The 17,351-nt window shown below is 72.9% G+C and carries 16 protein-coding genes; 11 read left to right on the forward strand and 5 right to left on the reverse strand.

Annotation, left to right across the window (positions count from 1 at the left end):
• Together DQ244_RS15275 and DQ244_RS15280 are read right to left on the reverse strand one after the other, a co-directional pair.
• Nucleotides 1-600 carry a tripartite tricarboxylate transporter TctB family protein gene (locus tag DQ244_RS15275; protein ID WP_113812324.1) on the reverse strand — a complete coding sequence of 200 codons (600 nt, stop codon included), beginning with the start codon at nt 598-600 and terminating at the stop codon, nt 1-3.
• On the reverse strand, nt 597-1,601 hold the full coding sequence (locus DQ244_RS15280) for a tripartite tricarboxylate transporter substrate binding protein (protein WP_113812325.1): 1,005 nt from the start codon (nt 1,599-1,601) through the stop codon (nt 597-599). The genes DQ244_RS15275 and DQ244_RS15280 overlap by 4 nt, the downstream gene beginning before the upstream one ends.
• A 139-nt stretch (nt 1,602-1,740) precedes the next feature.
• Between DQ244_RS15280 and DQ244_RS15285 the strand changes: the two genes are divergently transcribed.
• From DQ244_RS15285 to DQ244_RS15325, 9 genes are all read left to right on the forward strand, one after another.
• A complete protein-coding gene (locus DQ244_RS15285) occupies nt 1,741-2,634 on the forward strand; it encodes a LysR substrate-binding domain-containing protein (RefSeq protein ID WP_113812326.1) in 894 nt (297 codons plus the stop codon).
• 156 nt (nt 2,635-2,790) lie between these two features.
• Nucleotides 2,791-3,705 carry a 5-dehydro-4-deoxyglucarate dehydratase gene (gene kdgD, locus DQ244_RS15290; protein ID WP_113812431.1) on the forward strand — a complete coding sequence of 305 codons (915 nt, stop codon included), beginning with the start codon at nt 2,791-2,793 and terminating at the stop codon, nt 3,703-3,705.
• A 28-nt stretch (nt 3,706-3,733) separates the two neighbouring features.
• Complete coding sequence (locus DQ244_RS15295; RefSeq protein WP_113812327.1) at nt 3,734-5,065, forward strand: enolase C-terminal domain-like protein; 1,332 nt, start codon at nt 3,734-3,736, stop codon at nt 5,063-5,065.
• A gap of 22 nt (nt 5,066-5,087) precedes the next feature.
• Entirely contained in the window at nt 5,088-6,233 is a 1,146-nt protein-coding gene (locus DQ244_RS15300) for an L-talarate/galactarate dehydratase (RefSeq protein WP_113812328.1), read from the forward strand.
• 23 nt (nt 6,234-6,256) lie between these two features.
• Nucleotides 6,257-7,771, forward strand: coding sequence for an aldehyde dehydrogenase (NADP(+)) (locus tag DQ244_RS15305; protein ID WP_113812329.1), 1,515 nt, complete (start codon nt 6,257-6,259; stop codon nt 7,769-7,771).
• Entirely contained in the window at nt 7,764-8,627 is an 864-nt protein-coding gene (locus DQ244_RS15310) for a RimK family alpha-L-glutamate ligase (protein ID WP_113812330.1), read from the forward strand. Before DQ244_RS15305 ends, DQ244_RS15310 begins: the two co-directional genes overlap by 8 nt.
• Nucleotides 8,624-9,550 carry an AEC family transporter gene (locus tag DQ244_RS15315; RefSeq protein ID WP_113812331.1) on the forward strand — a complete coding sequence of 309 codons (927 nt, stop codon included), beginning with the start codon at nt 8,624-8,626 and terminating at the stop codon, nt 9,548-9,550. The genes DQ244_RS15310 and DQ244_RS15315 overlap by 4 nt, the downstream gene beginning before the upstream one ends.
• Nucleotides 9,551-9,560: 10 nt before the next feature.
• Nucleotides 9,561-11,036, forward strand: coding sequence for a malate dehydrogenase (quinone) (mqo, locus tag DQ244_RS15320; RefSeq protein ID WP_113812332.1), 1,476 nt, complete (start codon nt 9,561-9,563; stop codon nt 11,034-11,036).
• Nucleotides 11,033-12,448 carry an FAD-binding oxidoreductase gene (locus DQ244_RS15325; protein ID WP_113812333.1) on the forward strand — a complete coding sequence of 472 codons (1,416 nt, stop codon included), beginning with the start codon at nt 11,033-11,035 and terminating at the stop codon, nt 12,446-12,448. The genes mqo and DQ244_RS15325 overlap by 4 nt, the downstream gene beginning before the upstream one ends.
• 6 nt (nt 12,449-12,454) lie before the next feature.
• Here the strand turns inward: DQ244_RS15325 and DQ244_RS15330 are convergent, their stop codons facing one another.
• Nucleotides 12,455-12,652: a hypothetical protein gene (locus DQ244_RS15330; RefSeq protein WP_113812334.1), complete on the reverse strand. Its 198-nt coding sequence runs from the start codon at nt 12,650-12,652 to the stop codon at nt 12,455-12,457.
• Nucleotides 12,653-12,818: 166 nt separating this feature from the next.
• Between DQ244_RS15330 and DQ244_RS15335 the strand changes: the two genes are divergently transcribed.
• The gene (locus tag DQ244_RS15335) at nt 12,819-13,040 is read left to right on the forward strand and encodes a hypothetical protein (protein ID WP_113812335.1); all 222 of its coding nucleotides are present in this window, start codon (nt 12,819-12,821) and stop codon (nt 13,038-13,040) included.
• On the opposite strand, the gene DQ244_RS15340 is transcribed toward DQ244_RS15335, so the two are convergent.
• Together DQ244_RS15340 and DQ244_RS15345 are read right to left on the reverse strand one after the other, a co-directional pair.
• Entirely contained in the window at nt 12,983-13,561 is a 579-nt protein-coding gene (locus tag DQ244_RS15340) for a GNAT family N-acetyltransferase (RefSeq protein WP_113812336.1), read from the reverse strand. The genes DQ244_RS15335 and DQ244_RS15340 overlap by 58 nt on opposite strands.
• A 1-nt stretch (nt 13,562) precedes the next feature.
• A complete protein-coding gene (locus DQ244_RS15345) occupies nt 13,563-16,100 on the reverse strand; it encodes an RNA helicase (RefSeq protein WP_113812337.1) in 2,538 nt (845 codons plus the stop codon).
• A gap of 392 nt (nt 16,101-16,492) precedes the next feature.
• Here DQ244_RS15345 and DQ244_RS15350 point away from each other — a divergent pair, with 392 nt between their 5' ends.
• Complete coding sequence (locus DQ244_RS15350; protein ID WP_113812338.1) at nt 16,493-17,350, forward strand: glucose 1-dehydrogenase; 858 nt, start codon at nt 16,493-16,495, stop codon at nt 17,348-17,350.
• Nucleotide 17,351 lies beyond the last annotated feature (1 nt).

The raw sequence follows: 17,351 nt of genomic DNA on the forward strand, positions 1-17,351 counted from the left end.
TCAGAACAGGTGCGGGATGGGGACCGAGAGGGCCGCCACGAAGATGAGGTAGAAGGCGATCACCACGCCCAGGCTGACGAGGACCGAGGTCCGCCAGCCCTCGCCCCCGAGGAAGCGCAGCCAGACGAAGCAGAGCAGTGCGGCGGGGATCTCGAAGCCGATGAACCCGATGACGGCGACGAAGGCCACCATGGTCGCGAGGCCGGCGAGGACGCTCCAGGTGGCCGGGCTGAACCGCTCGGCATCGGAGGTCCGCCGGGCGACGACGGCGAGGCCGATGCCCAGCACCACGAGCAGGACGCCCAGGATCAGCGGCCAGGTGCCCGGCCCCGGGGTGCGCGCGCTCCCGGCGCCCAGTTCCGTCGAGCCGACCAGAGCGGCCACGCCCAGCGCGACGACGAGCAGCGCCACGACGAGGTTGGTGGCCGGGCCGGCGGGCGGCGGGCGGTGCTCCGCCTCGGCCTCGAGCCGGTGGACGGCGTCCTCGAGGTCGTGGAGCGTCGAGGGGACGTGGTCGACGCCCCCCTGGGGGGAGGCCCCGGCGGCCGTGCGGCCGCCGGGGCTCCCCGGGGTGTGCGCCCCGTCGTGCGCAGACGTCACTGGTCTCCACCGAGGTCGATGCCGAACTCCTCGACCACCGACCGGTACTCGTCGAGGTTGCTGGTCCAGGTCTCGCGGATCTCGTCGCCGTCGACCTGGTTCGCGGTCAGGGCGTTCTCCTCGTTGAAGGCCTGGTAGCCCTCGTCCTCGAACGCGACCTCGAAGGCGCTGCGCAGGGCCTCCAGGACCTCGTCCGGGGTGTCCTTGGGGGCGAAGACCGCGCGCGACTGCTGGACGGGCACGTCGTAGCCGGCCTCGACCGCGGTCGGGACGTCGGAGAGGAAGCTCGGGCGCTCCTCGGCGAAGGTGACGATGGCGTCGAGCTCGCCGGCCTCGATCTGCTCGAGGGCCTCGCCGAGCTGGATGGAACCGACGTCCACCTGCCCGCCCAGCACGGCGGTCAGCGTGGGCGAGCCGCCGTCGAAGGGAACCGCCGTGGCGTCGATGTCGGCCTGGGCGAAGAGCAGCTCCTGGGAGAGCTGGCTGCCGGTGCCGACACCCGTCGTGCCGAAGGTGATCGGCCGGCCGGCCGCGGCGAGGTCCTCGACCGTGGAGAAGCCGGAGTCGGGCGCGGTGACCAGCACGTAGTCGTCGAGCGAGATGCCGGTGACGATCTCGTAGTCGGCGATGTCGGGCGCATCCTCGTTCGCCAGCGGCGTGATGTAGGCCAGGCTGCCGTTGTAGACCATCAGGGTGTGCCCGTCGGCGTCCTCGCCGGCCAGCTCCTGGGCGGCCAGGGCGCCGTTGGCGCCCGGCTTGTTCTCCACGGTGACGGGGACGCCGAGCTCGTCGGAGACGCCCTCGGCCAGCTCGCGGGCGATCAGGTCGGTGCTCCCGCCCGCGTCCTGACCGACGAGGATCGTGATCGGCTCGTCGCCGGGGAAGTCCTCGCCCTCGGCCGACCCGCCCCCGACGTTGCCGCCGCAGGCGGCGAGGGAGAGGGCCAGGGTGAGCCCGGCACCGGCCGTCGCCCAGCGGCGCACTCGGTGGTTGGTGGTCATGTCGGTCTCCTCTGCGAGCAGCTCTGAGCTGGGGTGGGCTCTGTGAACGGCGTCACTCGGCCAGCGGACGACGGGAGCGTAAGGAGGCTCGACCATGCGTGTCCAAGATCAATCAGGCATGGATTGATACCCTGCGGGCATGGCGTTCACCCTGGAACAGCTGCGCGGCTTCCTGGCCGTCGCCGAGGAGCTGCACTTCGGCCGAGCGGCGGCGCGGCTGAAGATGACCCAACCGCCGCTGAGCCGCCAGATCCAGAAGCTCGAGCGTGCCGTGGGCGCCCAGTTGCTGGAGCGCGACAACCGCCGGGTGCAGCTGACGGCCGCCGGCGAGGTGTTCCTGGGGGAGGCGCGGCGGCTGCTCTCCCTGGCCGACACCGCGCCGGAACTGGCCCGGCGGGTGTCCTCGGGATCGCACGGCGTGGTGCGCATCGGGTTCACCGCCGCGTCCACCTACGGAACGCTCGGGCTGCTGCTCAACGAGGTCGGCGCCGCCCTGCCCGACATCGCGATCGACCTCGAGGAGATGGTCACGCGCGAGCAGGTGGCCGGCCTGCTGAACGAGGAGATCGACCTCGGTCTCGCCCGGCCCCCGTTCGACGAGGAGGCGTTCGGCTCCCGCCTGCTGCACCGCGAGGCGCTCCTCGTCGCCGTTCCGGCGGGCCACCGGCTCCTCTCGCTGGACCGGGACGCGGTCGCGGCCGATCTCGCGACCGAGCCGGTGGTCATGCACTCGCCGACGCGGGCGCGCTACTTCTACGACCTGGTGGTCAGCCTGGTCCCCGCGGCGTCGCAGAACGCCGTGCACACCGTGAGCCAGGTGCTCACCATGCTGTGGCTGGTCGCGGCGGGCCGGGGGGTCGCCTTCGTGCCTGCCTCCGCGGCCCGGCTGCCGATCGAGGGGGTGGGCTTCGTCCGGCTGAGCACCGCGGTGGCCGAGCCGGTCGAGCTGCACCTCCTCTGGGCGCGGGACTCCCACAACCCCGCGCTGGCGAGGGTGCTGGAGCTGCTGGAGCGCAGCACGGTCTCGTTCTGACGCCTGGTCGGTCATGCCGTGACGGCATCGTTCGATGCGAAACAACTCTTGGACAGGCATCGACGGATCTTCCTACGGTGACGCCGACCACCGCTCGTGCCCTCGACGACACCCGTCGCGCGCAGCGGACCCGTCGGACCCGAGGACCTGATCTCCGTGACGCTGTTGCCCCCTGACGCTCTCGCCGACCGTCTGAAGTCCGGCCTGCTCTCCTTCCCCGTCACGCACTTCGACGCCGACCTCCGGGTGGACGAGGCGCGCTACCGCGAGCACCTGGCCTGGCAGTCGAGCTTCGACGTCGCCGGTCTGTTCGCCGCCGGCGGCACGGGGGAGGGGTTCTCCCTGACCTCCGAGGAGATCGACCGGGTCCTGCGGATCGCGGTGCAGGAGTCCGGCGACCGCGTCCCGGTGCTCGCGCCCGCCACCGGCAGCACCGCGCAGGCGGTGGCCCAGGCGCAGGCAGCGCAGACCGCCGGGGCCTCGGGCCTGCTGCTGTTCCCCCCGTACCTGACGGAGGCCAGCCAGGCCGGGCTCGTGGAGCACATCAGCGCGGTGTGCAGCGCGACCGACCTCGGGGTCATCGTCTACAGCCGGGCCAACGCCGTGCTCGTCGACACCACGGTCGCCGAGGCGGCGGACCGCAACCCCACGCTGATCGGGCTCAAGGACGGCGTCGGCGACATCGAGCAGATGACCCGGACCTACGCCAAGGTCGGCGACCGCCTCATCTACGTCGGCGGCCTCCCGACGGCGGAGACCTTCGCCCTCCCGCTGCTGCAGCTGGGCGTGAGCACGTACTCGTCGGCGCTGTACAACTTCCTGCCCGAGTTCGCGCTGCGCTTCTACGCCGCCGTCCGCGCCCAGGACCGGACGGCGGTCTACCAGATGCTGAGCGACTTCGTGATCCCCTACCTCGACATCCGCGACCGGCAGCGCGGCTACGCGGTGTCCATCGTGAAGGCGGGGCTGACTGCGGTGGGCCGCGACGGCGGCCGGGTCCGCCCGCCGCTGACCGACCTGACCGAGGCCGAGCTCTCGGAGCTCACGACCCTGGTCTCCAAGGTCTCCTGAGGCCGGCACCCACCCACTGGAGGACAGCATGACCGGCCGCACGCCGACCGTCGCCACCGTCGAGGTGGTCCCCGTCGCGGGGTACGACAGCATGCTGCTGAACCTCAGCGGCGCGCACGGGCCCTTCTTCACCCGCAACATCGCCATCGTCACCGACTCCGAGGGCCGGACCGGGCTCGGCGAGGTGCCCGGGGGCGAGGCCATCCGGCGCACCGTCGAGGACGCCGGGGCGCTGCTCGTCGGGCAGCCGGTGGCCCGCCACGGGCGGCTGCTGCGGTCGGTCGCGGCCACCTTCGCCGACCGCGACGCCGGGGGCCGCGGGCAGCAGACCTTCGACCTCCGCACGACGATCCACGCCGTCACCGCGCTGGAGTCCGCACTGCTCGACCTGCTCGGCCAGCACCTCGGCGTCCCCGTCGCCGAGCTCCTCGGCGAGGGCCGGCAGCGCGACAGCGTGCCGATGCTCGGCTACCTGTTCTACGTCGGGGACCGGACGGCGACCGACCTGCCCTACCTCGCCGAGACCGACCCCGCCGACGACTGGGAACGGCTGCGCCGTGAGGAGGCGATGACCCCCGAGGCGGTCGTCGCGCTGGCCGAGGCGGCGCGGGCCCGCTACGGCTTCTCCGACTTCAAGCTCAAGGGCGGTGTGCTGCCCGGCGAGCAGGAGGTCGCCGCCGTCCGGGCGCTGGCCGAGCGGTTCCCGGACGCGCGCATCACGCTCGACCCCAACGGCGGCTGGCTGCTCGCCGACGCGATCGCCCTGTGCCGCGATCTGGGTGACGTCCTCGCCTACGCCGAGGACCCGGTGGGCGCGGAGGGGGGGTTCTCCGGTCGCGAGGTGATGGCCGAGTTCAAGCGGGCCACGGGGCTGCAGACCGCCACCAACATGATCGCCACCGATTGGCGGCAGATGGCGCACGCCGTCCGCACCAACGCCGTCGACATCCCGCTGGCCGACCCGCACTTCTGGACGATGCGCGGCTCGGTCCGCGTCGCGCAGCTGTGCGCGGACTTCGGGCTGACGTGGGGCTCGCACTCCAACAACCACTTCGACATCTCCCTGGCGATGTTCACGCAGGTCGGTGCCGCCGCCCCGGGGGAGATCACCGCGCTGGACACCCACTGGATCTGGCAGGACGGGCAGCCGCTGACGACGGAGCCGCTGCAGATCCGCGACGGCGCCATCGCGGTGCCGGCCGCTCCGGGTCTCGGGGTGGAGCTCGACCGGGACGCCCTCGACAAGGCCCACCAGCTCTACCTCGAGCACGGCCTCGGCGCGCGCGACGACGCCGTCGCCATGCAGTACCTGGTGCCCGGGTGGCAGTTCGACCCCAAGCGCCCCTGCCTCGTCCGCTGACCCCCCACCTCCTGGAGACGACATGACCACGCCGCCCGCCGTGCTCGACCGCATCGAGCAGGTGACCCTGTCGTCGGTCACGCTGCCGCTGCCGAACCCGATCAGCGACGCGAAGGTGTTCACCGGCCGGCAGCGGGCCATGACCGAGGTCGCGTTCCTCTTCGCCGAGATCCGCACCGAGGCGGGCTTCGAGGGCATCGGCTTCAGCTACTCCAAGCGGGCCGGTGGCCCGGCCCAGTTCGCCCACGCGCGGGAGGTCGCGCCGGACCTCATCGGTGAGGACCCCAGCGACATCGCCCGGCTCTGGACCAAGCTGGTCTGGGCCGGTGCGTCGGTGGGGCGCAGCGGCGCGTCGACCCAGGCGATCGCGGCTCTCGACGTCGCCCTGTGGGACCTCAAGGCCAAGCGCGCCGGCCTGCCGCTGGCCAAGCTGCTGGGCGCCCACCGCGACTCGGTGCGCTGCTACAACACCTCCGGCGGGTTCCTGCACGAGTCGATCGAGCAGGTGAAGGACAACGCCACACGGACGCTGGAGAACGGCGTCGGCGGCATCAAGATCAAGGTCGGGCTGCCGGACTCGGCGGAGGACCTGCGCCGGGTGCGCGCGGTGCGCGAGCACCTCGGCGACGGGGTGCCGCTCATGGTGGACGCCAACCAGCAGTGGGACCGGTCCACCGCCATGCGGGTCAGCCGCCGGCTCGAGGAGTTCGACCTGGTCTGGATCGAGGAGCCCCTCGATGCCTACGACGCCGAGGGGCACGCCCAGCTCGCCCGCTCCCTCGACACCGCCATCGCCACCGGTGAGATGCTGACCAGCGTCGCCGAGCACTACGAGCTCATCCGGCAGGGGGCGGTCGACATCCTGCAGCCCGACGCCCCCCGCGTCGGCGGGATCACCCAGTTCCTCAAGCTGGCGACGCTGGCCGAGCACCGCAACCTCGGGTTGGCGCCGCACTTCGCCATGGAGATCCACGCCCACCTGGCCGCCGCCTACCCGATCGAGCCCTGGGTCGAGCACTTCGACTGGCTGCACCCGCTGTTCAACGAGCGGCTCGAGACCCGCGACGGGCGGATGCACCTCTCCGACCGGCCCGGCCTCGGTGTCACCCTGACCGAGCAGGCGCGCGCCTGGACCGTGGACCGCGTCCACGTCGACGCGCCGCACTGACCCCCCTTCCAGAGGAGAACCACGTGGACGTCGTCAGCATCGATCCCCGCACCGGCGAGACGGTCGAGGTCGTGGCCCAGGAGACGACCACCGCAGAGGTGGACCGGCTCGTGGCCGCTGCCCTGCAGGCGGCCCCCGCGCTCGACGGCATGGGCCGCGCCGGCCGGGCCGGCCTGCTCCGTGCCCTGGCCGACGCGCTCGAGGCCCGCCGGGACGACGTCGTCGCCGTTGCCGACCGGGAGACCGGGCTCGGGCCGACCCGGCTGAACGGCGAGCTGACCCGGACCACCTACCAGCTGCGCCTCTTCGCCGAGGTCCTCGAGGAGGGCAGCTACCTGGAGGCGACGATCGACCACGCCGGCCAGACGCCGATGGGCCCCCGGCCGGACCTCCGCCGCATGCTGGTCCCCATCGGCCCGGTCGCCGTGTTCGGCGCCAGCAACTTCCCGCTCGCGTTCTCGGTGCCCGGAGGCGACACCGCCTCGGCGCTGGCCGCCGGCTCGCCGGTCGTGGTGAAGGCGCACGGGTCGCACCCCGCGACCTCCCAGCTCGTCTTCGAGCTGATGGCCGAGGCGTGCCGTGCGGCGGGTGCGCCCGAGGGGACGCTCGGCCTCGTCCACGGGCTCCAGGCCGGCGCGGACCTCGTCGCCCATCCCGCGATCCGCGCCGTCGGCTTCACCGGCAGCGTCAACGGTGGCAAGGCGCTGCTGGCGATCATCGAGCAGCGGCCCGACCCCATCCCGTTCTTCGGTGAGCTCTCCAGCCTCAACCCCGTCGTCGTGACCCCGGACGCCGCCGCCGAGCGCGGCGCGCAGATCGGCACCGAGCTCGTCGGCTCCTTCACCCTGGGCGCCGGCCAGTTCTGCACCAAGCCCGGGCTGGCCTTCGTCCCGACCGGCCCCGAGGGGGACGCCGTCCTCGACGCGATGGCCGAGGCCGTCCGCGCCGCAGCTCCCCAGGTGCTGCTGAACGAGGGCATCGCCGGCTCGTTCGGGCGGATCTCCTCGGGCCTCGCCGACCTGCCCGGCGTCGAGACCGTGGCGCAGGGCAGCAGCGCGGAGGGCCCCGGCTTCCAGGCCACGCCCCTGCTGCTCACCACGTCCGCGGCCGAGCTGCCGCACGAGGTGACCGAGGAGTGCTTCGGCCCGGTCAGCGTGGTGGCCCGCTACGACGACGAGAAGTCCCTCTTCTCGGCGCTGGAGCTCATGCCGTCGTCGCTCACCGCGACGATCCTGCGCGGGCAGGGCGAGACCGACCTCCCGCTCGCCGTATCGCAGGAGCTGCGCACCCGTGCCGGGCGCATCGTCTACGACGCCTACCCGACCGGCGTGGCCGTCTCCTGGGCCCAGCACCACGGCGGTCCGTGGCCGTCCACCAACTCCCAGCACACCTCGGTGGGAACCTCCGCGATCCGCCGCTTCCTGCGGCCGGTGACGTGGCAGGGAGCCCCCGCCGAGGTGCTGCCCGAGGAGCTGACCGACGACTTCCAGGGCATCCCGCGCCGGGTCGACGGGACGCTGCAGACCGCCCGTGGCTGAGCGCGTCGCGCTGGTCGCCTCGGAGCGCGGGCTGCGGGTCGACCCCGACCTGCCGCTCGCCTCCGCCGCGCTGGCGGACGCGGGCGTCGGCGTGGACCTCGTCCGCTGGGACGACGGCGCCGTCGACTGGTCGGCCTACGACCTCGTCGTCGTCCGGTCGTGCTGGGACTACGCGTGGCGGCTGGAGGAGTTCCTCGGCTGGGCGGGCTCGGTCCCGCGGCTGCGCAATCCCGCCGAGGTGCTGCGCTGGAACACCGACAAGACCTACGTGCGCGAGCTCGAGCGGGCCGGTCTGCCGGTCGTGCCGACGGTGTGGGACCCGGCCGGCGCCGATGACCTGCCAGAGGCGGGGGAGTGGGTGGTCAAGCCGTCGGTCTCGGCCGGATCGCGCGACACCGCCCGCTGGACCACCCCGGAGGAGGCGCTGGCGCACTCCTCGTCGCTGACCGGCGCCGGCCGGACGGCGATGGTGCAGCCGTACCTGGCCAGCGTCGACGACGTCGGGGAGACCGCGCTGCTGTTCATCGGCGGGCGGCTGTCCCACGCCGTGCGCAAGGGGCCGCTGCTGGCCCGCGGCGAGGGCGTGCGGCAGGACCGGGACAGCCGAGGTGACCTGGCCCCGACGACCCCCACGGACGCTCAGCGCCAGCTCGCCACGGCGGTCCTCGACGCGGTCCCCGGGCTGGTCGGCGTGACGAGCCCACCGCTGTACGCCCGGATCGACCTGGTCGAGGACGGCGCCGGCCGGCCGGTGGTGCTGGAGCTCGAGCTCACGGAGCCAAGCCTGTTCCTGCCCCAGGCGCCCGCCGCGGCGGCGAACCTCGTGCGCGCGGTGGAGGCGGAACTCTCCCGGTGACCGGTGTGCTGGGCGGGTTCGTCGCCCTCGCCGCGGTCATCGCCGTCGGCTGGGTGGTGGGCCGCACCGGCGTGCTCGGGCCCGAGGCCACGGGCATCCTGTCCCGGCTGTCGTTCTTCGTCGCCACCCCGGCGCTGCTCTTCCTCACCCTCGGGCGGGCCGACACCCACGCCGTGCTGTCGTTCGCCCTGATCGGGACGGCGGGCAGCGCGGTTTTCGTCGCGCTGCTGCACGTCGCGCTCGCGTGGTGGCGGTGGCGCCTGCCGGCCGCCGAGCTGGCGACCGGCGCGCTGTCGGCGTCGTACGTCAACGCCGGGAACCTCGGGATCCCGGTGTCGGTCTACATCCTCGGGGACGCCGCGTACGTGGCCCCGGTGCTGCTCTTCCAGGTGCTGGTGATGGCTCCGGTCGGGCTGGCGGTGCTGGCCCGCTCGCGGGCGGGCGGGCCGGCGACGAGCAGGTGGCAGCTGCTCCTCCAGCCGCTCCGGACGCCGGTCGTGATCGGCTGCGCGCTGGGCCTGCTGCTGGCCGCCAGCGGGACGGAGCTGCCGCCGCTCGTGCTCGAACCGGTCGAGCTGATCGCGGGGCTGGCGGTACCGGCCGCGCTGCTGGCCTACGGGATGAGCCTGCACGGGGCGCCCCGGCCGGCCGCCGGTCCGCTCGCCGGCCAGGTCTGGCTGGCGGTCGCGCTGAAGACCGTGGCGATGCCGGCGGTCGCCTACGCGCTGGGCCGCTGGGTCGCGGGGCTCGACGGCGTCGCGCTGCTGGCCGTCACGGTGACCTCGGCGCTGCCGACCGCGCAGAACGTCTTCGTGTACGCGGCGACCTACGACCGCGGCACGCTGCTGGCCCGCGACGTGATCCTGCTGAGCACCCTGCTGTCCGTCCCGGTGCTCGTCGGCATCGCCGTGGTGCTCGGGTGAGAGGGGATCGATGACCGAGGAGTTCGACGCCGTCCTGATCGGGGGCGGGGTCATGAGCGCGACGCTCGGGATGCTGCTGAGCGAGCTCGAGCCGGGCTGGCGGATCGCCGTCGTGGAGCGGCTGGACGAGGCGGGCCTGGAGAGCTCCAGCGCCTGGAACAACGCGGGCACCGGGCACGCCGGGCTCTGCGAGTTCAACTACACCCCCCGGCGGCCCGACGGTTCCGTCGACGTCTCCCGGGCCGTGGAGATCGGCGAGCAGTTCTCCGCCTCCCTGCTGTTCTGGGCGCACCTCGCCGCCGCGGGGGTGCTCGGCTCACCGCGGGACTTCGTCCGGTCGGTCCCGCACTCGGGCTTCGGGCGGGGTCCCGACGGCGTGGCCCACCTCCGCGGCCGGTACGAGGGTCTGCGCGGTCACCCGCTGTTCGCCGACCAGGAGTTCAGCGACGACCCGGCCGTGCTGCGCGACTGGCTGCCGCTGATGTTCGACGGCCGGAACGCGGGGGAGGAGGTCGCGGTCACCCGGTCGGCGCGCGGCACCGACGTCGGCTTCGGCGTCCTGACCCGGCGGCTGCTCGCCGCGCTGCGATCGCGCGGCGGCACCGTGGCGCTCGGGCACGAGGTTCGGGCGATGCGCCGGAGCGGCAGCGGCTGGACGCTCGACGTGCGGGTCCGCACGACCGGCGAGGACAGCCGGCTGCGGGCGCCGAACGTGTTCGTCGGCGCGGGCGGGGGCACGCTGCCGCTGCTGCAGCGGGCCGGGGTCCCGGAGGTGCGCCGCTACGGCGCCTTCCCGATCAGCGGGCAGTTCCTCCGGACCGCGCGGGCCGACCTGGTCGCCGCGCACCGGGCCAAGGTCTACGGCCACGCCGACCCCGGCGCGCCGACGATCTCGGTACCGCACCTCGACCACCGCACCGTCGACGGGCGCGAGCACCTGGTGTTCGGGCCGTTCGCCGCGTTCTCGCCGCGCTTCCTCCGCACCGGGCGGCGCAGCGATCTGCTGCGGTCGGTGCGCCCGGGCAACGTAGGCGTCCTGGCGGCGTCGGCGCGGGACAACCGGTCCCTCATGGCCTACCTGGTCCGGCAGGTCGCCCAGACGTCCCGGGCCCGGACGACGGCGCTGCGCACCTTCGTGCCGACCGTCGATCCCGGGGACTGGGAGCTGGTCACCGCGGGCCAGCGGGTGCAGGTGCTGAAGATGACCGGAGCCCGCCGCGGCGCCATGGTCGGCTTCGGCACCGAGCTGGTCAGCTCCGCGGGCGGATCGCTCACCGCTCTCCTCGGCGCCTCCCCGGGCGCCTCGACGGCGGTGGCGACGATGGTCGACGTGCTCGCGGCCGGCTTCCCCGGCCGGATGGCGGGGTGGTCGGCGCGGCTGGCCGAGATCGCCGGGAACCGGTCCGACCTCGCCGACCTGACCGCACGCACGCACATGGCGCGCCGCGTCCTGGGCCTCGGCCCGGACGGGGAGGGCCGCTCGTGACACCCGAACTCCTGGCATCGCTCCGGGAGGTGGTCGGCGATGCCGGGCTGGTCACCGACCCCGATCAGCTGGCCGGCTACCTCACCGACTGGCGGGGCGCCTACCGGGGGACGGCGTCGGTCGTGGTCCGCCCGTCGACGGCGGAGGAGGTCGCCGGCGTCGTGACCCTGTGCCGGGACGCCGGGATCGCCCTCGTCCCGCAGGGCGGCAACACCGGCCTGTGCGGCGGCGCCGTCCCCGACTCCTCGGGCCAGGAGGTCGTGCTCTCGCTGACCCGGCTGCGGCGCATCCGCGAGGTGGATCCGGTGAACCAGACCATCACCGTCGAGGCCGGTGTCGTGCTGCAGCAGGTGCAGGAGGCCGCGGCGGCCGTCGACCGGCTGTTCCCGCTGTCGCTCGGCGCGGAGGCCAGCTGCACGGTCGGCGGCAACCTCTCCACCAACGCCGGCGGAACCGCGGTGCTCCGCTACGGGACCATGCGCGACCTCACCCTGGGCCTCGAGGTCGTCCTGCCCGACGGGCGGGTGTGGAACGGGCTGGAGAAGCTGCGGAAGGACAACACCGGGTACGACCTGAAGCACCTGTTCATCGGGGCGGAGGGCACGCTCGGTGTCGTCACCGCGGCCGTGCTGAAGCTGTACCCGGCGCTGCACGGCCGGGCGACGGCGTGGGTCGCGCTGCCGTCGGCGCAGGCCGCGGTCGACCTGCTCGGAGTTCTCCGCACGCTGGTCGGCGACCGGGTGACCGCCTTCGAGGCCATGTCCCGCCAGAGCGTCGAGGTCGTGCTCCGCCACGTCGCCGGGGCCCGCGACCCCTTCGCTTCGCCGCACCCCTGGTACGCGCTCGTCGAGCTGGGCGACACGCTGGCCGACGCCGGGCTCGACGGACTGCTGGAGTCAGCGCTGGGGGAGGCGTTCGAGCGAGAACTCGCCCTCGACGCCGTCGTCGCCTCCGGGTCGGCGCAGATCGCGGGCCTCTGGTCGCTGCGGGAGGGGATCTCCGAAGCGCAGAACCACGAGGGGCCGAGCCTCAAGCACGACGTCACGGTGCCGGTGAGCAGCATCGCCGCCTTCGTGGCGGAGACCGACCGTGCGCTGGCCGCCGCCGTCCCGGGTATCCGGCTGGTCGTCTACGGGCACATCGGCGACGGCAACCTGCACTACAACCTGAGCAAGCCCGTCGGTGCCGACGACGAGGAGTTCCGGGTCCGTGCGGACGAGCTCGCGCGGATCGTCTACGACGGGACTGCGCGCTTCGACGGCAGCATCAGCGCCGAGCACGGACTCGGGCAGAGCAAGCGGGAGATCGTGGCCGACTACAAGGACCCGGTCGCGCTGCAGCTGATGCGCGGGGTCAAGGAGCTGCTCGACCCCGCGGGCCTGATGAACCCCGGCAAGGTGCTGCCCAGCTGATGCGGGCTAGCGCTGCTGCCGGCGGGCGATGACCACGAGGACGACTACGACCAGGGCCAGCGGTGCCCAGCCCGGGAGTCCGAACGGCCCCAGGATCAGCGCGGCCACGAAGATGATCAGCTGGAAGGCGACGAAGAAGCCGAGCAGCATGACGATCCAGAAGAGCGCGGGTCGCTCGGCCTGCAGCTGGCGCAGGAAGTTCATCGCCCCTCCTCGGGTGTCGATCTGTCCACGGGTTCCATCGGCAGCACGCGTGCGCGGGTGAAGCCCGACGCCAGGTGACAACTCCGCACGGGGGACAGGCGTTCCCGCGGTACGCGTGCCGCCCTATGGTGCGGGGGTGTCCGGCTCGTGGCTACGCCCTTTCGGGGTGTTCGACCTGGTGCTCCACACGGTCGTCCTCGGGGTCGCGTCCTTTTCCCTGGTGCAGGCGACGATCGACGGCGACGGCGGGCAGCAGTTCATCTCCGGGCTGCTGGCGCTGACCTCGGCGATCTGGCTCGTCCGCATCAGCCTGGCGTGGCGGCGGAATCGTCAGACGGTGGCGACGACGCGGTCGAGCAGCCCGTCGTCCAGCGAGCGGTCGGTGTAGACCAGCCGGACGGCGTCAGGGTCGGGGTTGCCGGCGTCCGGTCCGCGCCAGACCAGCGACAGGCCCGAGCGCTCGGCCCGTCCGCGCGACTCCACGTTGTGCTCCAGCAGGTAGGCGATCACCGGTAGCTCGGGGCGGACGGCGTGCGCGGCGTCCAGCGCCGCGCCCACGAGCTCTGCGGCCAGGCCGTGGCCCCAGGCCGGCGGCGTGAACCGGTAGTAGAGGTTCCACCAATCTGTCCCGACCCGGACCGCGCAGCCGCCGGTGCCGACCATCGCCCCGGCGTCCAGACCGGCGGCGGGGAGGTCCGACCGCAGCCGGGCCGTCCAGTAGCCCAGCCCGTCACGCGACCAGTGGCCGACCGAGTGCTGGATCGCCTCCGCCGTCCGCTCGGGCGTGGTGTGCCGGCCCGAGGGCAGGTGCGCCCAGACGCCCGGGTCGCTCATCAGCGCAAAGTGCTCGTCCAGGTCCTCGGGGACGACGGCGTCGAGGAGCAGCCGGGCGGTTGTCAGGTGCCGCACCTCAGTCCTTGCGGCCGGCGTCGACCAGCCGGATCACCGCCGCGCCCTCCTCGTCGGAGGCCTCCAGGTCCACCTCGACGTCGAAGCCCCAGTCGTGGTCGCCCTCTGGGTCGTCGAGGATCTGCCGGACCTTCCAGACGCCGGGCTCGGACCTGTCCCAGATCAGCAGGGCGGGGCCGCGGGCGTCGCTCCCGGTGTTGACCTCGGCGTGCTCCTCGAAGTACCCGCGCACCACCGGCTCCCAGCGGTCGGCGTCCCAGCCCGAGCTCTTGTCCAGCTCGCCCAGGTCGTACCAGAGCCGCCGCGCCCACAGCTCGACCCGGCGGAAGAGCGCGTTGCGCACCATCGCGGTGAACGCCCGCTCGTTCCCGGTGAGCGGCCGGGGCCGCGCCGGCACGGCGACCTCCGCGACCGGGCCGTCGTCCGGGTTGGTCAGCGCCTCCCACTCGTCGAGCAGCGAGGAGTCGACCTGGCGCACCAGCTCGCCCAGCCACTCGACCAGGTCGGTAACCTCCTCGGTGCGGGCCGACGCCGGGACTCCCGAGCGCAGCGCCTTGAACGCGTCGGAGAGGTAGCGCAGCACCGCGCCCTCGGACCGGGTCAGCCCGTAGGTGTTCACGAACTCCCGGAAGGTGAACGCCCGCTCCCACATCTCCCGGACGACGGCCTTCGGCGACAGCATCGCGTCGGCCGCCCACGGGTTGGTCTGCCGGTAGATCTCGAAGGCGTGCGAGAGGAGCTCCTCGAGCGGCTTGGGGTAGGTGACCTCCTCCAGCAGCTCCATCCGCTCGTCGTACTCGATCCCCTCGGCCTTCATCTGGGCCACCGCCTCGCCCTTGGCCTTGTTCAGCTGGGCCGACAGGATCTGCCGCGGGTCGTCGAGGGTCGCCTCGATGACCGAGACGACGTCGAGCGCGTAGGTGTCGCTCTCGGCGTCCAGCAGGTCGATCGCGGCCAGCGCGAACGTCGACAGCGGCTGGTTGAGAGCGAAGTCCGGCGGGAGGTCGAGGGTCAGGTCGTAGCGGCGCCCGTCGGGCTCGGGCTCGCCCAGTCGCTCCAGGACGCCGGCCTGCAGCAGCGACCGCGCGATGCCGATCGCCTCGCGGATCAGCCGCAGCTGCCTCTTGCGCGGCTCGTGGTTCTCCGTGAGCAGCCGGCGCATGGCCACGAACGGGTCGCCGGGCCGGTCGACGACGTCGAGCACCATCGCCGTCGAGACGCGCATGTGGCTGGTCAGCTTCTCCGGCTCGCCCTCGACCAGCCGGTTCATGGTCGCCTCGGACCACGGCACCATGCCCTCGGGCGCCTTCTTGCGCACCAGCTTGCGGCGCTTCTTCGGGTCGTCGGAGACCTTGGCGAACATCTTGAGGTTCTCGACCTCGTGCTCCGGCGCCTGGACGACCACGGTGCCCGCGGTGTCGTAGCCCGCGCGCCCGGCGCGGCCGGCGATCTGGTGGAACTCGCGCACCTGGAGCAGCCGGGTGCGGGTGCCGTCGTACTTGGAGAGGGCCGAGAAGACGACGGTGCGGATCGGCACGTTGATGCCGACGCCGAGTGTGTCGGTGCCGCAGATGACCTTGAGCAGCCCGGCCTGGGCCAGCTGCTCCACCAGCCGCCGGTACTTGGGCAGCATCCCGGCGTGGTGGACGCCGATGCCGTGGCGGACCAGCCGGGACAGCGTCGTCCCGAAGGCCGACGAGAAGCGGAAGCCGCCGATCAGATCGGCGATCGCGGCCTTCTGCTCCTTGGTCGCCACGTTCACGCTCATCAGGGCCTGCGCACGCTCGAGCGCGGAGGCCTGGGTGAAGTGGACGACGTAGACCGGGGCCTGCTGGGTGTCCAGGAGCTCCTGGATCGTCTCGTGCATCGGCGTCGTCGCGTAGTAGTGGTGCAGCGGCACCGGGCGCTCGGCGTTGGCGACCAGCGCCGTCGGCCGGCCGGTGCGGCGGGTCAGGTCCTCGCGCAGGAACGTGACGTCGCCGAGCGTGGCGCTCATCAGGAGGAACTGCGCTCTCGGCAGCTCGAGCAGCGGCACCTGCCAGGCCCAGCCGCGGTCGGGGTCGCCGTAGAAGTGGAACTCGTCCATCACCACGAGGCCGATGTCGGCGTCGGCACCCTCGCGCAGCGCGATGTTGGCCAGCACCTCCGCGGTGCAGGCGATGATGGGCGCCCCGGGGTTGACCGACGCGTCACCGGTGAGCATGCCGACGTTGGCCGCGCCGAACACCCCGCAGAGCGCGAAGAACTTCTCGCTGACCAGCGCCTTGATCGGGGCGGTGTAGTAGCTGCGCCGGCCCGCGGCCAGCGCCGCGTACTGGGCCCCGGTGGCCACCAGCGACTTGCCCGAGCCGGTCGGGGTCGCGAGGACGACGTTCGCGCCGCTGACCAGCTCGATCAGCGCCTCCTCCTGCGCCGGGTACAGCACGGTGCCGTTCGACTCGGCCCAGGCGGCGAAGGAGGCGAACAGCTCGTCGGCGTCGTCGCCGAGCTTGCGCAGGGCGGCGAGATCGCCCGGGTCGGCGAGCAGGGGAGTGGTCATCGTGGGCAACAGCGTGCCCGACGGCCCTCCGCTTCCTGCGAACCGGCCGCTCGCACCGTGTCCATAACGGAACGGTAACGGAACCTCATGATGCGCATCACGCTCGCCGATGGCGGAGAGTAAGGTGAACAACAAGTGAACGGAAGGTGGCGCGACGATGCGTGGAATCAAGGACTGCCCGGAGTGCCGTTGGGTGCCCGTCGTGGACGCCGCAGGTCGTCGTCGGCTCGAGATGCGCTGGATGCCGACCGCCGGTGGGGCGTCCGCCCCGGCTGCCCGGGCCGCCTGACCTCCGAGCACGCAGGTTCCCTCCTCTCCTGACCGGGTAGCGGGCGGACGACGAGACGCGGGAGACGACCGCGCCGCAGTCGTGGACGCACCGGAGGAGAGCCATGTCGTCGCCCCGCCCCGAGAGCCAGCCCGTTCAGCAGCAGAGCGTTCCCGGCACGCTGGGGGAGATGACCCCCAAGCCGGACCACGGCGAGGAGAGCTACCAGGGGCACGGCCGCCTCACCGGCAAGGCCGCCGTCATCACCGGTGGCGACAGCGGTATCGGCCGCGCCGTCGCCATCGCCTTCGCCCGCGAGGGCGCCGACGTCCTGATCTCCTACCTCGACGAGCACGAGGACGCGCAGGACACCGCGTCGTACGTCGAGCGGGCTGGACGGAAGTGCGTCCTGGTCCCCGGTGACATCTCCGACCGCGCGCACTGCAAGACGATCATCCCGAAGGCGGTCGAGGAGTTCGGCAAGGTCGACATCCTGGTCAACAACGCCGCGTTCCAGATGAGCCACCCGACCCTGGACGAGGTGTCGGACGAGGAGTGGGACCACACCCTCGCGGTGAACCTCTCGGCGATGTTCACGCTCACCAAGGACGCGATCCCGCACATGCAGCCGGGCGCCTCGATCATCAACTCCTCGTCGGTGAACTCCGACACCCCGAGCCCCGACCTCGCGCCCTACGCGATGACCAAGGGGGCCATCGCCAACTTCACCGCGTCGCTCGCGCAGATGTACGCGGAGAAGGGCATCCGCGCCAACAGCGTGGCACCGGGCCCGGTCTGGACGCCGCTGATCCCGGCGACGATGCCGGAGGAGAAGGTGGAGACGTTCGGCCAGCAGGCTCCGCTGGGCCGTGCCGGGCAGCCGGCCGAGCTCGCGCCGGTCTACGTGCTGCTGGCCAGCGACGAGGCGTCCTACGTGTCGGGCGCCCGCATCGCCGTCACCGGCGGGAAGCCGATCCTGTAAG

Source organism: Blastococcus sp. TBT05-19 (genome assembly GCF_003319095.1).
Classification (GTDB): Bacteria; Actinomycetota; Actinomycetes; order Mycobacteriales; family Geodermatophilaceae; genus Blastococcus.